The sequence below is a fragment of the Nitrosomonas nitrosa genome, assembly GCF_003051105.1.
GTDB lineage: Bacteria > Pseudomonadota > Gammaproteobacteria > Burkholderiales > Nitrosomonadaceae > Nitrosomonas > Nitrosomonas nitrosa.
Map to the genome: position 1 here is coordinate 82,926 of NZ_QAOO01000005.1, position 18,739 is coordinate 101,664.

The following is an 18,739-nucleotide window of genomic DNA, read 5'->3' on the forward strand; positions in this document are numbered from 1 at the left end:
ATCCCTGATGAAGTACGTTATCGCCATCGTTACGACACTCAGTGTTGCTATGTTGTTTCTACTCGCAACGGCAGGTGCCAATACTGAGTTCCTTGAACGCCTTTACCGGTGGTTGATCGTTTCCAATGTGGTTTTTGTTTTGTTCCTGCTGGGCGTGGTCGGGTATTTATTATGGCGATTAAGCAGGCGGCTAAAAGCACGTGTATTTGGTTCCCGGTTAGCGCTGCGACTATTGATGGTGTTTTCGTTGATGGCCATTCTTCCTGGTGTGCTGGTATATGGTATTTCAGTTCAATTTTTAGGGAAGAGCATTGAATCATGGTTTGATGTGAAGGTTGATCAAGCGTTAGAGGGGGGGTTAAATTTAGGGCAAACCATGCTCGATAATTTGCTCGAGGAACTCGAAAAAAAAGCTAAAGCCACTGCTTTGACGTTATCTGATTCTTCTGCATCACCCTTATCGGCATTGAATCAACTGCTGGTGCAGTCACAAATCCAAGAAGTGACGTTGTTCAACCAGGAAGGCAAGGCAATTGCCTTTTCCAGTATTGACGATATCGCGCTATTTCCAGAAATCCCCAACGCCGCCGCGATGCGGCATATACGGATGCAGAAAAGCTATAGCGCTGTCGAGTCGATTCCAGACAAGGGGTTATATTTACGGGTGCTCGTCCCCGTGAATGTGTTGAATCTGGATGAGGATATTAGGGTGCTGCAAGTTTTGCAGCAAGTGCCCAAATTGCTCGCACAGAATGCCGAGATAGTACAGACAGGTTATCGTAATTACCAAGAATTGACTTTATCCCGGCAAGGATTGACCCGGCTTTACAGCATTACGCTGACATTGGCGCTATTTTTAGCACTTTTTTCTGCACTCGCGGCAGCTTTTCTCATTAGCGAGAAATTAAGCGCGCCCTTAGGCATGCTGGCTGAGGGAACCCGGGCAGTAGCGCAGGGAGATTTCAGTAGACGTCATCAGGTACAAAGCAATGATGAGCTTGGCATACTCACCGAGTCGTTCAATCTCATGACGGAGCAGCTTGAAGTGGCGCGTGCTATGGCGCAGCGCAATCAACAAGAAATAGAAAATGCACGTGCTTACCTCGAAAGTATTTTGGCCAATCTTTCTTCGGGTGTCATGGTGTTTGACGAAAAATTACGCATGAGTACGGTTAATCGTAGCGCAGAGCAAATTTTGCAAATTCCGATGGCTAACCTTGTTGGTCTTACCATTGAAGAATGTGCGGAAACAGAGCCGAAGTTACGTATGCTCGCAACCGAAATACGGAGAGGATTTAATTCAGCGGAAATGGGGGAATGGCAGCGTCAGGTCCTGCATTTTACCGAGAGCAAAGATCAGGTGTTGCTTCTTCGTGGATCGCGGCTTCCACAAGTCTCAGGAGGCGGCGTGGTTGTATTTGATGATATCACCGGCTTACTGCAAGTTCAGCGAACGGTAGCATGGGGTGAAGTTGCGCGTCGTTTGGCGCATGAAATCAAGAATCCTTTGACGCCTATTCAGCTTTCTGCTGAACGTATGCAGCATAAGTTGCTAGAAAAACTGAACGGGCAAGATGCAAAAATTTTGCAACGTTCTACAGAGACGATTGTCAACCAGGTTGAAGCGCTTAAAAAAATGGTCAACGAATTCAGTGAATACGCTCGCATACCTGAACTCGAACTCTATCAACTGGATTTTAATCGATTAATTCGTGAAGTTTTGGCCCTTTACGAAACTGCAGGCACTCAAGAACGAGGCTGCATCCCAAGAATTAATATCAAGCTTTCGAAAGAACCTTCTTTGATACGCGGCGACCCGGCAAGATTGCGGCAAGTTATCCATAACTTGTTGCAAAATGCCCAGGATGCCCTGGTTGATGTACCCAATCCTATCATTACGGTTTGTACCGAAATACTTCCCAATGGTGTGCAATTTAGTGTAAGTGATAACGGAAAAGGATTCGCTGAACAAATCAAAGCGCAGGTATTCGAGCCCTATGTCACGACGAAAGCAAAAGGAACAGGCCTTGGCTTACCTATTGTCAAGAAAATTGTGGATGAACATAATGGTACAATCCAAATCGAAAATATTCAGCCACAGGGAGCCAAGGTAACGATTGTATTACCGAGATTATTATCAGATCACACAATATCCAGTCCTTATCAAGTAACATAGCGATTGTTGACTTGATGATATTGCCGTAAAGCACTTAGTTGCATTCCAGTTTTGGAGGTTAATCACACTATAATGGCCAACAATACGGTTCTTGTTGTTGATGATGAGGTTGGCATCCGCGAGCTCTTATCTGAAATCTTGAGTGACGAAGGATACCGAGTCGTGTTAGCTGAGAACGCAGAGCAGGCGCGTAATTGGCGTAATCAGACTCGCCCTGATTTAGTGTTGCTGGATATCTGGATGCCAGATACGGATGGCATAACACTGCTGAAGGATTGGGCTAATAGCGGGTTACTGACGATGCCAGTAGTCATGATGTCAGGTCATGGCACCATCGATACCGCGGTTGAAGCGACGCGCATCGGGGCTGTCGGTTATTTGGAAAAACCCATACCCTTACAAAAATTACTGAGTACTGTAGGACAAGCTTTGCGTGGCGGGCAAAGTAAGCCGGTTCAGACCTTTTCCTTGGTCAGTCTGGGAAGAGGGGCATTGGTCATGGAGCTAAAAAAGAAACTTGAACAAATCGCTGGTTTGAAGACGCCTGTGTTGTTGATGGGTGAACCGGGGGTTGGTATGGAGCACTGCGCTCATTTCTTACATCGTGTCAATACACCTTGGATTGAGCCGGAATCCTTTTCTTTTCTTGCAGAGAATCCACTTAATTTACTGGAGCAAGCAAAAGATGGCATGCTATTTCTAAGGGAAATAGGTGAACTCAATAAATTGGAACAAAAAGGGTTGTTATTGCTTCTGAGTAAGCTGGAAAAATACAATGTTCGTCTCGTGTGCGCAACGACCCATCCATTAGCAGAGTTAACGGCACAAGGCAGCTATAATCCTAGGTTATATGAGATTTTGAGTAGTCTTTGTATCAGTGTGCCATCTTTGAGAATGCACCGTGAAGATATTCCTGAATTAGCCAACCAGATACTCTCGAATTGTATTGAATCGGGTGAAGCCCCTTTTATTCATTTTAGTACTGCAGCATTAAATACGCTTAGAAATTATGATTGGCCTGGAAACTTGTCGCAACTGACGAGTGTCGTGCGTTCCTTGGCGCTTACTTGTACGGGTAATGAGATTTCAGCGGAGGTTGTCCAGCAGGCGCTGGCTTCTCCGTTACCGTCATCAATCTCTATCGCTCCTGATATTCCTTTGAATATATCGTTGCGTGAAGCACGCGATCTATTCGAAAAAAATTATTTTGAGAAACTTATCGACCAAGAAGGCGGAAATATGACAAGGGTAGCAGAGCGTGCCGGATTGGAGCGTACGCACCTTTATCGCAAGATTAAAACCTTAGGGATTAAGCTTCGTAATCAGAATGGCTAAGTGAATACAGAATGCTCTTCTCGATTGTTGTAATGAATCGATATTGTAGAGCACTTCGTCTTAGGAGATAATAGCCGTTTTTGCCCACTTTTGATGTCATGAGGCGCGGAAGATGGATATTCTGTTTTTTGATTTTTTTGGGGAGTAGTGTAGATGGGAGCATTTGAGGATTTTAACGCGCCAGTATTCAAGAATTTGACGAGTGCCATTCGCGCCTTGGCTATGGACGCAGTGCAAAAAGCGAATTCTGGTCACCCTGGCATGCCCATGGGTATGGCAGAAATTGCTGAGGTACTTTGGATTCATCATTTACGCCATAATCCAAGTAATCCTAAATGGGTTGATCGAGACCGCTTCGTTTTATCCAATGGACATGGTTCCATGCTGATTTATGCGTTATTGCATCTGACTGGCTACGATCTGTCCATTGAAGATATCAAAAATTTTCGGCAATTACATTCTAAAACCCCAGGACACCCTGAATACGGTTATACCCCAGGGGTAGAGACAACAACCGGCCCTTTGGGGCAGGGCATCACCAACGCAGTCGGCATGGCATTGGCTGAGAAAATCCTTGCGGATGAATTTAACCGCCCGGGTTTTGATATTGTCAATCACTATACTTATGTATTCCTCGGCGATGGTTGCTTGATGGAAGGTATTTCGCATGAAGCGTGCTCGCTGGCAGGAACGTTAGGACTGGGTAAGCTCATCTGTTTTTATGATGATAATGGAATTTCGATCGATGGGCATGTAGAAGGTTGGTTTACCGACGATACGCCTAAACGTTTCGAAGCTTACGGGTGGCATGTCGTCCCAAATGTAAACGGTCATGATCCTGATGCAATTGAAGCTGCAATCGAAGCCGCTAAAAAAGTACCCAACAAACCTACAATGATTTGCTGTAAAACAGTGATCGGTATGGGTTCGCCTAATAAAGCCAATACTCATGCGGTTCATGGCGCAGCATTGGGCGATGAAGAAATTGCTGCGACACGTCCTCATATTGGATGGAATTATCTTCCTTTTGAGATCCCACAAGACGTTTACGAGGCATGGGATGCACGCCCCAAAGGCCAGAAGCTTGAAAGCGAATGGAATCAAAAATTTGCAGAATATGAGAATAAATATCCTACAGAGGCTGCTGAATTTAAGCGTCGTATGGCGGGTGAATTGCCAGCAAGCTGGTCAGAGCATGTAGAAGGTGTTATTAACCGGGTGAATGCGAAGGGAGAAACCATTGCTACGCGTAAAGCTTCTCAAAACGCAATAGAGGGACTCGCGCCAATCTTACCCGAGCTAGTTGGGGGATCTGCGGATTTGGCGGGATCGAATCTGACGATGTGGTCGGGTTCAAAAGGGGTCAGTTCTGAATCGGGTGGGAATTACATTTATTACGGCGTGCGCGAATTTGGTATGAGCGCGATTATGAATGGATTGTCGCTGCATGGTGGTATCATTCCTTATGGTGGCACTTTCCTGATGTTTTCGGAATATGCGCGCAATGCTTTACGCATGGCAGCGTTGATGAAAATTCGTAATATCTTTGTATTTACACATGATTCAATTGGTTTGGGTGAAGATGGGCCGACACATCAACCCGTTGAACAAACAGCGACATTGAGGTTGATACCCAATATGGATGTGTGGCGTCCCTGCGATACGGTTGAATCAACAATTGCCTGGGCCCGCGCGATCGAGCGTAAGAACGGACCCTCATCACTTATTTTTAGCCGTCAAAATTTACCATTCCAAAAAAGGGATGCGGCAACGATTAAGCTGATTGATAAGGGAGGTTATGTCCTATCAGAAGCGGCCGATGGAAAGCCACAAGCGGTCATTATCGCAACAGGATCAGAAGTTGGTTTAGCGATGGCTGCGCAGAAAGCGTTATCCGATGAGGGTATTCATATTCGTGTGGTATCCATGCCTTGCACAAGCTTGTTCGATCGCCAAGATCAGGCTTATCAGGAAAGTGTATTACCGAAAGGCGTTCGACGTGTTGCAGTAGAAGCGGGTGTCACAGACTACTGGTACAAATATGTCGGACTCGAAGGCGAGATCATCGGTATTGATACATTTGGTGAATCAGCACCCGCCGAAGAATTGTTTAAATACTTCGGGTTTACGGTTGAAAATGTTGTGAATGCAGTTAAAAGAATAATATAAATCGTGCTGCCCATTCATGCAGAATGGAAATGCTTAATTAAGATTTTTTTGTTTAAGGAGTCTGTGTAATGACAATTAAAGTTGGAATCAATGGGTTTGGTCGTATTGGGCGGATGGTGTTTCGTGCATCAGTTGAAAAATTCAATGATATCGATGTAGTTGCAATCAATGATTTGCTAGAGCCTGATTATCTAGCTTACATGCTGACGCATGACTCAGTACACGGGCGATTCAATGGATCCGTTACGGTAGAGGGCGATACACTCGTCGTAAACGGCAAACGCATACGCCTAACCGCGATTAAAGATCCGGCAGAATTGAAGTGGAATGAGGCCGGGGTCGATGTGGTCATTGAGGCGACAGGACTTTTTCTGACTAAAGAAACATGTGAAAAACATCTGGCTGCCGGCGCCAAGAAAGTCATCATGACTGCCCCTTCTAAAGACGATACGCCCATGTTTGTCTATGGCGTAAATGATAAAACATATAGTGGACAACCCATTGTTTCCAATGCATCTTGTACCACCAACTGTCTCGCCCCAATTGCGAAAGTATTAAACGATACTTGGGGAATTAAACGCGGGCTGATGACGACGGTTCATGCAGCAACGGCGACTCAAAAAACCGTGGATGGCCCTTCTAATAAAGATTGGCGAGGCGGGCGTGGTATTCTCGAAAATATCATTCCTTCATCAACGGGTGCAGCAAAAGCAGTGGGCGCGGTCATTCCTGAATTGAATAAAAAGTTGACTGGTATGGCGTTCAGAGTACCTACTTCCGATGTTTCTGTCGTGGATCTTACCGTTGAATTGAATAAAGATGCTACTTATGAAGAAATCTGTAATGTAATGAAAGCCGCATCGGAAGGCCCGATGAAGGGCATACTTGGCTATACGGCAGATAAAGTAGTCTCGACGGATTTTCGCGGTGAAAGCTGTACCTCTGTTTTTGACGCTGAAGCGGGCATATCCTTAGATAAAAATTTCGTTAAAGTCGTTGCTTGGTACGATAACGAGTGGGGCTATTCTTGTAAAGTATTGGAGATGGCCCGCGTTATTGCGAGTAAATAATCTGCAAACTTAAAGTAAGAGCAGGAATTTTTGGAGTAAAGTCTCTTTTTAGGGTATCAAGAAACGGATACCGAGTGCGGTGATGATTTTGTTCTGGAAATTAACGAGCTCTTACTTTATGCCTTGTGGGTAATATTTTTTCCTTTGAGATAGCATGCAATCGACCGAGACGAGATTGTCAAGCTATTCCCGTTAAATTAGCGTCTGTATTGGAGTGACTGTGTCTGTTATCAAACTCATCGACCTGGATTTGAAAGATAAACGCGTTTTTATTCGCGCTGATCTCAATGTACCTATCAAAGAGGGCAAGGTTACATCGGATGCGCGTATTACTGCATCAATGGCTACTATAAAATATTGTTTGGACCGGGGCGCAAGAGTCATGGTGACTTCTCATTTGGGGCGCCCTGAGGAAGGGGTGTGGAGTGAGGAAAATTCGCTTAAGCCCGTTGCCGACAATATTGCCGATCGCTTGGGCAAGCCAGTGCGGTTGATCAAAGATTGGGTCGATGGTGGGTTTGAAGTCGCGCAAGGTGAACTGGTCATCTTGGAAAATTGCCGTATCAATAAAGGCGAGAAGAAAAATGAGGATACTACGGCCCAACGCTATGCCAAATTGTGTGACATATTTGTAATGGACGCTTTTGGGACAGCACATCGAGCCGAAGCATCGACCCATGGAATCGCGAAATATGCTCCAGTCGCCTGCGCAGGCATACTGCTGACAGAAGAATTGGATGCCTTGACTAAAGCGCTGCTGAGTCCCGCGCGACCTATGGTTGCGATTGTGGGAGGATCAAAAGTATCCACTAAATTGACTGTGTTGGAGTCATTGTCAGAGAAAGTAGATCAGCTTGTGGTGGGAGGCGGAATAGCCAACACTTTTCTAAAGGCATCCGGCAAAAACGTAGGTAAGTCTTTGTGTGAAGATGATTTGGTTCCTACCGCGCAGCAACTGATGGAAAAAATGAAACAGCGTAATGCAACTATTCCGATTGCTGTTGATGTTGTAGTCGGTAAGAAATTCGATGCAAATGAGCCTGCCGTATTAAAAGATGCTGATGCAGTTTCGGATGACGACATGATTTTCGATATTGGACCAAAAAGTGCTCAGGAACTGGCTGATATTATTATGAAGGCAGGTACGGTCGTTTGGAACGGGCCTGTTGGCGTGTTTGAGTTTGATCAGTTTGGCGAGGGTACTCGTACCATAGCAAAAGCCATTGCTGATACGAAAGCGTTTACTTTGGCCGGGGGAGGCGATACGATCGCCGCTATTCAAAAATATGATATTTATGACAAAGTATCCTATATTTCGACTGCAGGGGGAGCCTTTCTTGAATTTTTAGAAGGAAAAAAACTGCCAGCCGTTGAAATTTTGGAAATGCGCGCACGCTAGCAGCTAGGCTGAAAGTTTATTTCAGGAATGATTAGAAGAACGAAAATCGTCGCAACACTGGGACCCGCTTGCAGTGACCCATCTGTTTTGCGAAATATGATTCTTGCCGGAGTGAACGTGGTAAGAATCAATTTTTCTCATGGTACCCGAGAAGAACATATCGCTTACGCAGATCTTACTCGTAACCTTGCCCGAGCGACAGGGTGTACGATAGGGGTGTTGGCTGACTTGCAAGGGCCCAAAATCCGTATTGGTAAATTTGATCATGGTAAGATCTGGTTAAAAGTGGGCGACGAATTTATACTTGATGCCGAGTGTGAATTGGGTAACGAGGAGCGGGTAGGGCTTGATTACAAAGAATTGCCCAACGATGTCGAAGAAGGCGCAACTTTGCTGCTCGATGACGGACGGATTGTACTCAATGTCACCAAAGTGGTTGGGAGCGAAATATTTTGTCAAGTCAAACAAGGTGGGGTGTTATCAAATAACAAGGGCATTAATCGCAAAGGGGGAGGGTTGAGCGCACCCGCCCTGACAAATAAAGACTTGCAAGACATCAAAACTGCAGCTGCTTTGAAAGCGGACTATTTGGCAGTTTCTTTTCCCCGCTCTGGAGAGGATATACGACAAGCCAGGACCCTCATGCAAGAGGCGGGAGGGAATAGTCTTATCATGGCAAAAATCGAGCGCTCAGAAGCTATTTTGGCTTTGGACGATATCTTGGATGCGTCCGATGCCATTATGGTTGCGCGGGGTGATTTAGCGGTTGAAGTGGGGGATGCGGCAGTCCCGGCATTACAGAAGCGGATGATACGTTCAGCACGTACCAAGAATAAGCTCGTCGTGACTGCAACGCAAATGATGGAATCGATGATTATTAATCCGATTCCTACACGTGCCGAGGTGTCTGATGTCGCCAACGCCGTATTAGACGGAACCGATGCTGTGATGCTATCTGCTGAGTCTGCTGCTGGGCAATACCCGGTTGAGTCAGTTGAGGCGATGGCAAGAGTATGTCTTGAAGCAGAAAAAGAGTACACGGTCAACCAGATGCTGAGACGTTCACCCGAAACCCAGCCGGTTAGTATCGAAGAGGCAATTGCCCGGGCTACCATGTATACGGCGGGGGGACTTAAAATTCGTGCAATAGCAGCACTTACTCAAAGCGGGGTAACGGCATTATTGATGTCACGAAGAAGCTCGAAAGTACCTATATTCGCTTTAAGCCCACAAGAGGACACACTTGGTAAAATGACTTTGTTTCGGGGTGTATATCCCATAGAGTTTGGTCAGGATGTATTTGAGCCAGAGATTATCCTCAATATGGCGGAAGACGAATTATTTAAACGCGGTGCCGTGCGTGATGGTGATTTGATCGTTATGACAATAGGCGAGCCCGTTGGCATTGCGGGTGGCACTAACACGATGAAAATTGTTAGGGTAGGGAATCACAAAAAACCAGATGAACCTGAAAATGTTGAAGTGGGTTCGGTACCGGCGAGTGTTTAGTTTTGATTGTGCATTGTTTTTCCTATAATTCATGGGTTTTCTACTGAAAGAAAAGCTATTATTAATATGTGCATTTTTGATAAATCAGATACAAAAAATAAAATTTAAGGAGACCTAAATGGCACTTGTATCAATGCGACAGCTGTTAGATCATGCAGCAGAAAATGGTTATGGACTACCCGCATTTAATGTCAATAATCTTGAACAAATCCATGCAATTATGCAAGCCGCTGCTGAATGCGACAGCCCGGTAATCATGCAAGGCTCGGCTGGTGCACGGAAATACGCAGGCGAACCTTTCTTGCGTCATTTAATTGCGGCCGCGGTAGAAGCCTATCCTCATATTCCCATTGTAATGCACCAAGATCATGGTGCTTCGCCCGCAGTTTGCGTTAATGCGATTCGGAGTGGTTTCTCGAGTGTCATGATGGATGGCTCTCTCGAAGAGGATGCAAAAACACCCTCATCTTACGAATATAACGTCGATGTCACGGCTAAGGTAGTGGCAATTGCGCATGCTGTCGGTGTTTCTGTTGAAGGTGAATTAGGGTGTCTTGGCTCGCTCGAATCAGGAATGGGCGAAGCAGAAGATGGCCATGGTGCTGAAGGTGTGCTATCACACGATCAATTACTGACCGATCCTGAGCAAGCCGCTGATTTTGTGAAAAAAACGCGTGTAGATGCGCTTGCCATTGCAATTGGCACCTCGCATGGCGCCTATAAATTTACGCGGAAGCCAACAGGAGATATTCTTGCGATCGAGCGTATCAAAGAAATTCATAAACGTATTCCCAATACACACCTAGTGATGCATGGTTCAAGCTCAGTTCCGCAAGAGTGGCTTGAAATTATCCGTGAATACGGCGGCGAAATGAAAGAAACCTACGGAGTGCCTGTGGAAGAAATCCAGCAAGGTATCAAGTATGGTGTGCGAAAAGTGAATATCGACACGGATATACGACTTGCGATGACAGGCGCAATTCGCCGCCATCTGGCAAAAAATAAGAGTGAATTTGATCCAAGAAAATTCTTGAAGGATGCAACAGCTGCGGCTAAGGAAATTTGTAAAGCACGATTCGAAGCCTTTGGTAGTGCAGGACAAGCGAGCAAAATTAAGCCGATAATGTTGGATGAAATGGCCAATCGTTATGCAAAAGGTGAATTGGACCCCATCATTACCTGATTACTGTCAAAAATAAGCAACTAGGCTGCTGGCCAATAACTGAACATTTCAGTGTCATCTAGCACAGCAGCCTTACCTGCTATAAGGATATCTGCATTTATCATTTTGTTAGATGCAGATATATTTTTTGTGGGTTCTCCAGAAAGGTAAGCTATTACAGAAAGCAGGCAGTGCATGCTTCAATTCTGTTTTCTTTTGCCGTATCTGCTGTTTATTCCAACCTAGAATAATCCCTATCGCTTCACGAATTGTTAGTGTATTTGCTTTTGATTTAGGGATTTCTCCCAGGAGCTTGTTGATAGTTGTGCTGTCATTAAGTGCGCCTAAAATATCTTGTAATGTAGACAATGTCTTTATATATTGTTTAGCTGCTTTCGGTGAGTAAAGTGTCTGTAAAAAATCAACGGCATAACGTTGTTTTTTTATACTGATACGTAATGCATGGAGCGAAGATGCGTCTAGTTCCTCAATTTTCTGGCAGACACCAAGGATGTGTTCATGGCGTTCGGTCAGCAATGAAGTGGTAAATTTTTTCAACGTGGTTTTGGCACGCTGCTGCGCGCTCAATTGGATCGAGTAGGGGAGTAATTCGGCAAGCCATAGATTGAGTTGTAATATTAATTCTAAATAACGCTTTGAGCGAATGCTGTAACATGCGGTTTTATTGTGCGATTGCCGCAGCTTTTCGCAAACTTTCCTGATCGATAATATACCGGAATGTTTTGCGAAATTTTTCTGTATTAACGAGAGATGTTCCATAACGAATACATCCCAATCGCGAGCCGGATTAAACTGGCGGGTTAGCCATTTCAGCTCGTGTACAAGAGGCTCTGGATCGTGGAGTACCGAGGAGAAAATATCAAAAGCTGAGCGGAGCCGACGTAGCGCAACGCGCATTTGATGAAGGTATTCGATATCGTCACCGGCTAACGTACCCTGCTCATTTTTGGTCAAATGCGCTAGGCAGTTCCGAGCAATTAAGACAAAAGCTTCTGTTGGATCCATATCTGCCGTGAGGACAATGGGTTGCGCCTTTACCGGTGGTGTCTGATGTCCGGTATAGAGACTGTAGCCTCGTTCGGCCTTGCTCCTATTTTCCAGTCTAATTGGGAATGTAAACGATTGAGCAAGTAGCAGCGCAAATTTGAACAATGCGACAGGGTTACCCGTTTTCAGCTCAAGCTCAATCTCAGCAAAAGGCTCTTTTAAATGATCGGTGATAATTTTACCGCGATCGATGCATAATTCGATTTGATCGGATTTATTGGGCTGAAGTATGCGTATCTGACGAGTAAACTCGGTCCTGAATATTGGACGGAGCTGTTCACGTAAGGCTGGATCACTGAAAAACTTCGGTATAACAGGGTCGCTTAATTGCGAGAAATCGAGTTGATTGCCGGCTAAGGGTACCTCCCATTCGTCACGCTCATGCAATCCTGATGCAGCACTGCCCTCGGTCTTAATAGTTTGTATCCATACATTGCCAGATTGGCGTAGACGAAGTGCGCAACGCTGATTCTTTAAGGTTAACTCAGGTGTGTCATAGTAAACTGTATGTAACTTTTGTCGGGGCGGTGCAGAAATACTCAAGTTATCGAGCAACGGTATATGCAACAAGTGCTTTACGCAGTGAGCGGGTAAGGATAGTTTGAGCTCGATCTCTTTAGGCATTCATTCTGGCCTCAGTAGTCTAGTATTGTTTTGCAGCAGCAAGCTTTGTGAGTAACGTTTCCTGAGCGCTGAAACGTCTGCTGGGGCGCACGGATTTACGCTTGTAATGGCCCTCCGCATTCATTTCCCACGCTTGTGTGTTATCTCTAAGGTAGGGTTTCAGTCCTTCGGTGATGACACGTTTCTTTAGCCGTGGATCTAAAACAGGAAAGCAAATTTCAATTCGACGGAAGAAATTTCGATCCATCCAGTCAGCGCTGGATAAATACACATTATGGTTATTATTGCTGCAAAAATAGAAAATTCGTGTGTGTTCTAGGAAGCGGCCAATGATGGAACGCACTTTTATATTATCCGACAAACCGTGAACACCTGGACGTAAAGCACACGCGCCACGGATGATCAATTGAATTTTGACCCCTGCTTGCGAAGCTGAGTACAATGCCTGAATAATGTTGGGTTCCAGCAGTGCATTCATTTTGGCAATAATAGCGGCCGGTTTACCTGCTTTGGCATTTGCCGCTTCAATTCCGATTGCAGTTAAGATCTGACTATGAAGACTAAAAGGGGATTGCCACAGATGCTTTAATTTGCTGGCTTTGCCTAGGCTAGTCAGTTGCAAGAAAACTTCATTGACGTCCGCACAGATTTCTTCATGACAGGTGAGCAATCCAAAATCAGTATAGAGCCGGGCTGTTCCTGGGTGATAATTACCTGTGCTTAGGTGTGCATAGCGACGAAGTTTGCCTTCCTCCCGTCGAACCACCATTGCCATTTTAGAGTGTGTTTTGTGCCCTACAATGCCATAGACGACATGTGCGCCAACTTCTTCAAGGCGACCGGCCCAATTGATATTCGCTTCTTCGTCAAAGCGTGCCAACAATTCAACGACGACGGTCACTTCTTTTCCTCTGCTGGCGGCTGCAATCAATGCTTCCATTACGGTCGAGTCCGAGCCTGTTCGGTAGACAGTTTGCTTGACGGCGACAACATCGGGGTCAATGGAAGCCTGCTGGATAAATTGTATGACCGGTTGAAAAGACTGAAACGGATGATGCAATAAAATATCGTTCTTCCGAATCATGTGGAAAATATCGGAGATTTTCTTTTTCTGCGTAGAAAAGGGCAGCCCAGGAATAAACAATGGGAATTTAAGCTCGGGGCGATCAATTTGCCCTGGGACTTGCATAAGACGGACTAAGTTGACCGGTCCGTTGACTTGATATAAATCCTCTTGCGTAAGCCCAAATTGTCCGAGAAGGAATTCAGACATATGCGGTGGGCAATTATCCGCTACTTCAAGGCGGACAGCGTTACCAAGATGGCGCTGAGGTAATTCGCCCTGTAAGGCAATTCTTAAATCTTTGATTTCTTCCTCATCTACAAACAAATCGCTGTTGCGGGTTACCCTAAATTGGAAACAGCCAATTGCCTGCATGCCAACAAACAATTCCCCTACATGCGCATGCAGGATCGAGGATAAGAAAATGAAATCATATTCTTCGGTACTGACTTCTTGTGGGAGCCGGATGATGCGCGGCAGTATGCGGGGTGCCTGGACTATGGCCATTCTGGAATTGCGGCCAAACGCATCCTTTCCCTCCAGCTCAACTGCAAAATTAAGGCTCTTATTCAGAACGCGCGGGAAAGGATGGGACGGATCCAATCCGATGGGCGTGAGCATAGGCATCAGCTCTCGAAAGAAAAAAGCTTTAATCCATTCACGCTGGGCATCATTCCAGTCGCTTCTGCGTAGGAAGCGGATACCATGGAGTGCTAATTCAGGCAGGATACTTTCATTCAGTAATTGATATTGGCGTGAAATGATTTGATGCGTTTTTTCGGCAACCAATTTGAAAGTCTGACGTGGGAGCATACCGTCCGGCCCAAAACCTGGCGTATCCAGTTTTATTTGCTCTTTTAGTCCCGCAACACGCACTTCAAAAAATTCATCGAAATTGCTGCTGACGATGCAGAGAAAGCGAAGCCTTTCTAACAATGGCGTATCTTTGTTTTCAGCTTGAGCAAGCACACGCCGGTTGAATTCGATCTGACTCAATTCTCGGTTAAGAAAATGAGTTGAGCGCGTCAAGTCTGTCACATTGGCTGAGTCAGGCATATTCGATTGTCTTCGTGTGTCTCACTAACTAAGTGTTAGGGCGATTGATCAAGGGTGCATATCTGATGTTGGTTTACTCATCCTCTTTTTTATCGGGCGGAACATATCCCGCGGGCTGAGCTACGCCTTCTCCAAAAAAATAAGCTTCCATTTGAGCTGTTAGATATTTGCGCGCTTTAATATCGGCAAGGTTGAGCCGATATTCATTAACCAACATTGTTTGATGCTGAATCCACTGATTCCAAGCTTCTTTGGATACATTCTCATAAATTCGTTTTCCTAGCGCTCCTGGAAAGGTCGGGAAATCCAAGCCTTCGGCTTCTCGTCCTAACTTGATACATTTTACAATTCTGGTCATTTAATTACCTGTACACGTCAACTGTATAAACATTCATGCATGCTATTGCTATAAAAATGGATGGCAAGAGCTTAAATGTAATTGTATCGCAACCCGTTGGGTCGCATACGATTTCATGCGCATGGAAGCGGATGGGTATAGAGAATTATTCGTACGCATGGATGAGCCATAGCATATAGCCCATTACCGTTAAACATGCAGTTGAAGCTGCGTAGGTATAATAGCGATATTTTTTGATAAGACGTGCTTGTGAATGGATCGAGATAATAAAAGGGCGTGTGTTGTCCGTGGGCTTCATCATGAGATGGGTATCCGGTTCCATGGCCTGCTCATGATAGATTGTTTGCGCTTGTTCAAAAGCTTGTTGGCGCGCGGCTTCCCATTCCAGTTGATCAATTTGGCCGTCTTTGTTGCTATCGAAGCGCTTCAGTAGTTGCGCTGGATCTTGTTTCCAATCGGTGATCAGTTGGTACATGGCATCACGAACTGACTGGCGAGTGACCGCAGAGAGCGTCGTGAATTGACCGATAATGTAAAGCGATTGTCCGGGTAGGATGAGTTTTTCACTGTATCGATAGCGGTTAAAACTGCTCAGTAGGATAGATTGGCTTGCCAGTATTTTGGTCAATGTGGGCCATTCGTTGTCGCCATACCATACCAATTGTTCATTGCTATGTATTTCTGCGCCAGTAGGATCAACAAAGCAACTACTGGTTCCATCTGTTAATTTAAACTGATGCGGGCTGGTATTTTGATAGATGAGATTCCAGCGAGACTGTGTACGGCCCTTATGAACAAAGGTTTCTTTGCGCTCGATTTTACTGTGATACCAAATACAGAGGTGGTTGGATAAGGGCGCATAAATAAGCTGACCATCGATACATTGTCCCTTGCCCTCCACTTCGATATAGCCCTGGTGCGCTGAACGCAGTTTTGCAGTGGGCGTATTTTCAATGAAGCGTAATCGCTTCCAACTGCGGTAGAAAAAATAGAAGCTGATCAAAGCAGCTAGGACAGATGCTACGAGCGCTAGCTCAAATTCTTCAACAGCGAGTTGGGTAGAAAAATTGTACACAGCTTGACAGAACGCTAGCTGAATAATTTTCTCATATCGACATCCTGCTTATCGGCATCGCTGAATTCGAGTAATGTTCGTGGCTTGAACCTGAACCAGTTGGCAATAATGACGTCTGGAAATTGCTCAATACGTACATTATTGATTTTCGCCGCCTCGTTGTAATATTCACGGCGATCAGCGATGCTATTTTCCAATTGGGTGATGCGCGCTTGTAAGTGCTGGAATTTTTCGCTGGCTTTGAGTTCAGGATAATCCTCCACTACCGCGAAAAGATTACCTAAGCCTGTTCTTAGCATGTTTTCGGCGAGGCCAAGTGCGCCGATATCACCTGCTTCCCTTGCCTGCGCAACGCGTGCCCGCGCTGAGATGATCTGCTTGAGTGCTTCCTGTTCAAAGCCCATATATTGCTTGCAGGTTTCAACCAGCTTAGGAAGTTCATCATGGCGCTGTTTGAGCAAAATATCGATATTGGACCAGGCCTGCGAGACACTGTGCTTTAGATCTACTAGGCTGTTATAAATCAATATGCTATAGACCGACACAATGATGGTAGCTATAAGAAAAATATAGATAACGATATCCATGACTGTTTTCCTTTTAATTTTCTTGATTAACTTACCTTAACGGCAATGTTACAAAGAATTTAAAAAAGAAGAATAGATTAAAAAAGACTATCTTTTGACGAAAATTAAATCCCAGACAGGGTGTCCGAGCCGTAAACCACGTTGCTCAAATTTTGTGAGGGGACGATAATCTGGGCGGGCCGCGTAATCATTTGTCGTATTGACTAGGCATGTTTCGTTTGTTAGCGCGGATAGGATTTGTTCAGCATAGTCTTGCCAATCAGTCGCGATATGGAGATACCCCCCTGTTTTCAGATGCTGACTTAAAAGCGCAATAAAAGCGGGTTGAATTAAGCGACGCTTATGATGGCGTGCCTTAGGCCAGGGATCTGGGAAAAAGATATGTGCACCATCTAACGATTCATTGGGCAACATGGATTGCAAAACTTCGACGGCATCATGCTGAATAATGCGTAAATTGGTTAAACCGAGCTGATTGATTTGGTTTAAAAGGCTGCCGATACCAGGTGTATGGACTTCTATAGCGAGATAATCATTTTGTGGGTGCTGTCTAGCAATGACTGCGGTGGCTTCCCCCATGCCAGAGCCGATCTCCAATATCTTGGGGGCATTACGCCCAAAAATCTGCATGAGATCAATTGGTTCCTCAGAATAGGGGATACCATATTGAGGAAACCATGTTTCGTAAGCATGCTGTTGTGCTTTTGTGAATCGACCCTGACGAATCACAAAACTGCGAATAGAACGTGATGATGTCAAAGTAACGTGCAACTAGAATGAGTTTTTAATGGGTGCAAATAATCAATTACTTGGCTTGTGCAGGTAGTATGCCTTCAGCTGGTGAGCTGGGGCTTGCGCTATAAAGTTTTTTTGCCATTCTACCGGCAAGATAGGCTTCGCGCCCTGCTTCAACTGCTTTTCGCATCGCTTGGGCCATCAAAATCGGATTTTGCGCGCAAGCGATAGCCGTATTTGTCAGAATGCCGTCACAACCTAATTCCATCGCGATTGCTGCGTCTGAGGCAGTGCCGACACCAGCATCGACTAATACAGGAACTTGCGTATTGTCGATAATGATTTGCAAATTCCATGGATTGAGAATGCCCATACCTGAGCCGATCAATGATGCCAGCGGCATGATCGCAACGCAACCAATTTCTTCTAATTGCTTGGCAACGATCGGATCGTCCGAGGTATAGACCATCACTTGAAAATTTTCTTTGACAAGGATTTCTGCTGCTCTAATGGTTTCTACCACATTCGGAAATAGCGTTTTGGCGTCTCCCAGAACTTCGAGTTTTACCAAAGAGTGTCCATCAAGCAATTCTCGCGCAAGCCTTAAGGTGCGAATGGCTTCATCAGCGGTGTAGCAACCGGCAGTATTGGGTAATAGGGTATATTGGGTAGGAGGTAAAATATCGAGCAAGTTGGGTTCACTGGGACTTTGACCGATATTGGTACGGCGAATAGCCACAGTGATGATTTGTGCGCCACTGGCCTCAATAGCGGTTCGTGTTTCATTGAAATCTTTATATTTACCAGTGCCGACTAAAAGACGGGAACTGTAACGTTTGCCAGCTATAATGAAATCATCCATGGAAAGAGTTTTTACCGAGTATCGTAAGCCGTAGAGAAAGCTAAAATAAGGTTGATAGTGTTTGAGGTAAGCGAGAACGCTTATCCTCCGCCTACTGCAACTACAATTTCAAGTCGATCACCGTCAAACAAGGGCTGTTCTGTGAATTGACTGCGTGGCACGATTTCGCCATTCCGTTCCACAGCAAGACGCTTATTCTGTAATGACATTTGTTCAAGAAGCTGCTGGAGATTAAGCAGGTTGTCGAAATGTCGGGGCTGACCATTAATGATGAGCTGTATCATTTAAAAAAGACTTGGCGTAAGGTAAACTTTATAGCGATATTTTTTATCGGCCTATTTTAGCATGCGGGTGTAGCTCAATGGTAGAGCAGAAGCTTCCCAAGCTTAAGACGAGGGTTCGATTCCCTTCACCCGCTCCATTAATCGCGCTCTGACAAAAATAAAACATGGTGGGCCATAGCTTATTGATACTATAATATTGATGTTTTG

Annotated in this window: 15 protein-coding genes and 1 tRNA gene; 8 read left to right on the forward strand and 8 right to left on the reverse strand. The window is 45.2% G+C overall.

What is annotated here, in order from left to right:
- The first annotated feature begins 7 nt into the window (after positions 1-7).
- The 7 genes from C8R30_RS03785 (at position 8) to fba (ending at position 10,841) form a co-directional block, all read left to right on the forward strand.
- Entirely contained in the window at positions 8-2,176 is a 2,169-nt protein-coding gene (locus tag C8R30_RS03785; RefSeq protein ID WP_090666174.1) for a sensor histidine kinase, read from the forward strand.
- A 72-nt stretch (positions 2,177-2,248) separates the two neighbouring features.
- The gene (locus C8R30_RS03790; protein WP_090666176.1) at positions 2,249-3,511 is read left to right on the forward strand and encodes a sigma-54-dependent transcriptional regulator; all 1,263 of its coding nucleotides are present in this window, start codon (positions 2,249-2,251) and stop codon (positions 3,509-3,511) included.
- 153 nt (positions 3,512-3,664) lie between these two features.
- Positions 3,665-5,680 (forward strand): transketolase, encoded by a 2,016-nt coding sequence (tkt, locus tag C8R30_RS03795; protein WP_090666178.1) that lies wholly within the window; start codon positions 3,665-3,667, stop codon positions 5,678-5,680.
- Positions 5,681-5,748: 68 nt separating this feature from the next.
- Positions 5,749-6,750, forward strand: a complete 1,002-nt coding sequence (gene gap, locus C8R30_RS03800) for a type I glyceraldehyde-3-phosphate dehydrogenase (RefSeq protein ID WP_090666180.1) — start codon at positions 5,749-5,751, stop codon at positions 6,748-6,750.
- A gap of 220 nt (positions 6,751-6,970) precedes the next feature.
- Complete coding sequence (locus C8R30_RS03805) at positions 6,971-8,149, forward strand: phosphoglycerate kinase (protein WP_090666182.1); 1,179 nt, start codon at positions 6,971-6,973, stop codon at positions 8,147-8,149.
- Between the two features lie 27 nt (positions 8,150-8,176).
- Positions 8,177-9,658, forward strand: coding sequence for a pyruvate kinase (pyk, locus tag C8R30_RS03810; protein ID WP_107789582.1), 1,482 nt, complete (start codon positions 8,177-8,179; stop codon positions 9,656-9,658).
- A 118-nt stretch (positions 9,659-9,776) separates the two neighbouring features.
- Entirely contained in the window at positions 9,777-10,841 is a 1,065-nt protein-coding gene (gene fba, locus C8R30_RS03815) for a class II fructose-bisphosphate aldolase (RefSeq protein ID WP_090666187.1), read from the forward strand.
- A gap of 108 nt (positions 10,842-10,949) precedes the next feature.
- On the opposite strand, the gene C8R30_RS03820 is transcribed toward fba, so the two are convergent.
- The 8 genes from C8R30_RS03820 to thiS all read right to left on the reverse strand — a co-directional run bounded on the left by C8R30_RS03820 (position 10,950) and on the right by thiS (position 18,532).
- Positions 10,950-12,512 (reverse strand): CYTH and CHAD domain-containing protein, encoded by a 1,563-nt coding sequence (locus C8R30_RS03820; protein ID WP_107789583.1) that lies wholly within the window; start codon positions 12,510-12,512, stop codon positions 10,950-10,952.
- 19 nt (positions 12,513-12,531) lie between these two features.
- Entirely contained in the window at positions 12,532-14,631 is a 2,100-nt protein-coding gene (ppk1, locus tag C8R30_RS03825) for a polyphosphate kinase 1 (protein WP_090666190.1), read from the reverse strand.
- A gap of 73 nt (positions 14,632-14,704) precedes the next feature.
- Complete coding sequence (locus tag C8R30_RS03830) at positions 14,705-14,989, reverse strand: oxidative damage protection protein (protein ID WP_090666192.1); 285 nt, start codon at positions 14,987-14,989, stop codon at positions 14,705-14,707.
- Positions 14,990-15,134: 145 nt separating this feature from the next.
- Positions 15,135-16,064 (reverse strand): GIDE domain-containing protein, encoded by a 930-nt coding sequence (locus C8R30_RS03835; RefSeq protein ID WP_107789584.1) that lies wholly within the window; start codon positions 16,062-16,064, stop codon positions 15,135-15,137.
- Positions 16,065-16,078: 14 nt separating this feature from the next.
- Positions 16,079-16,651, reverse strand: a complete 573-nt coding sequence (locus C8R30_RS03840) for a LemA family protein (RefSeq protein WP_090666197.1) — start codon at positions 16,649-16,651, stop codon at positions 16,079-16,081.
- A gap of 87 nt (positions 16,652-16,738) precedes the next feature.
- On the reverse strand, positions 16,739-17,410 hold the full coding sequence (trmB, locus tag C8R30_RS03845) for a tRNA (guanosine(46)-N7)-methyltransferase TrmB (protein WP_090666199.1): 672 nt from the start codon (positions 17,408-17,410) through the stop codon (positions 16,739-16,741).
- Positions 17,411-17,456: 46 nt separating this feature from the next.
- Positions 17,457-18,248 (reverse strand): thiazole synthase, encoded by a 792-nt coding sequence (locus tag C8R30_RS03850; RefSeq protein WP_090666200.1) that lies wholly within the window; start codon positions 18,246-18,248, stop codon positions 17,457-17,459.
- An 80-nt stretch (positions 18,249-18,328) separates the two neighbouring features.
- On the reverse strand, positions 18,329-18,532 hold the full coding sequence (gene thiS, locus C8R30_RS03855) for a sulfur carrier protein ThiS (RefSeq protein WP_090666201.1): 204 nt from the start codon (positions 18,530-18,532) through the stop codon (positions 18,329-18,331).
- Positions 18,533-18,595: 63 nt separating this feature from the next.
- Between thiS and C8R30_RS03860 the strand changes: the two genes are divergently transcribed.
- Positions 18,596-18,669: transfer RNA gene (locus C8R30_RS03860), tRNA-Gly, on the forward strand.
- Positions 18,670-18,739 lie beyond the last annotated feature (70 nt).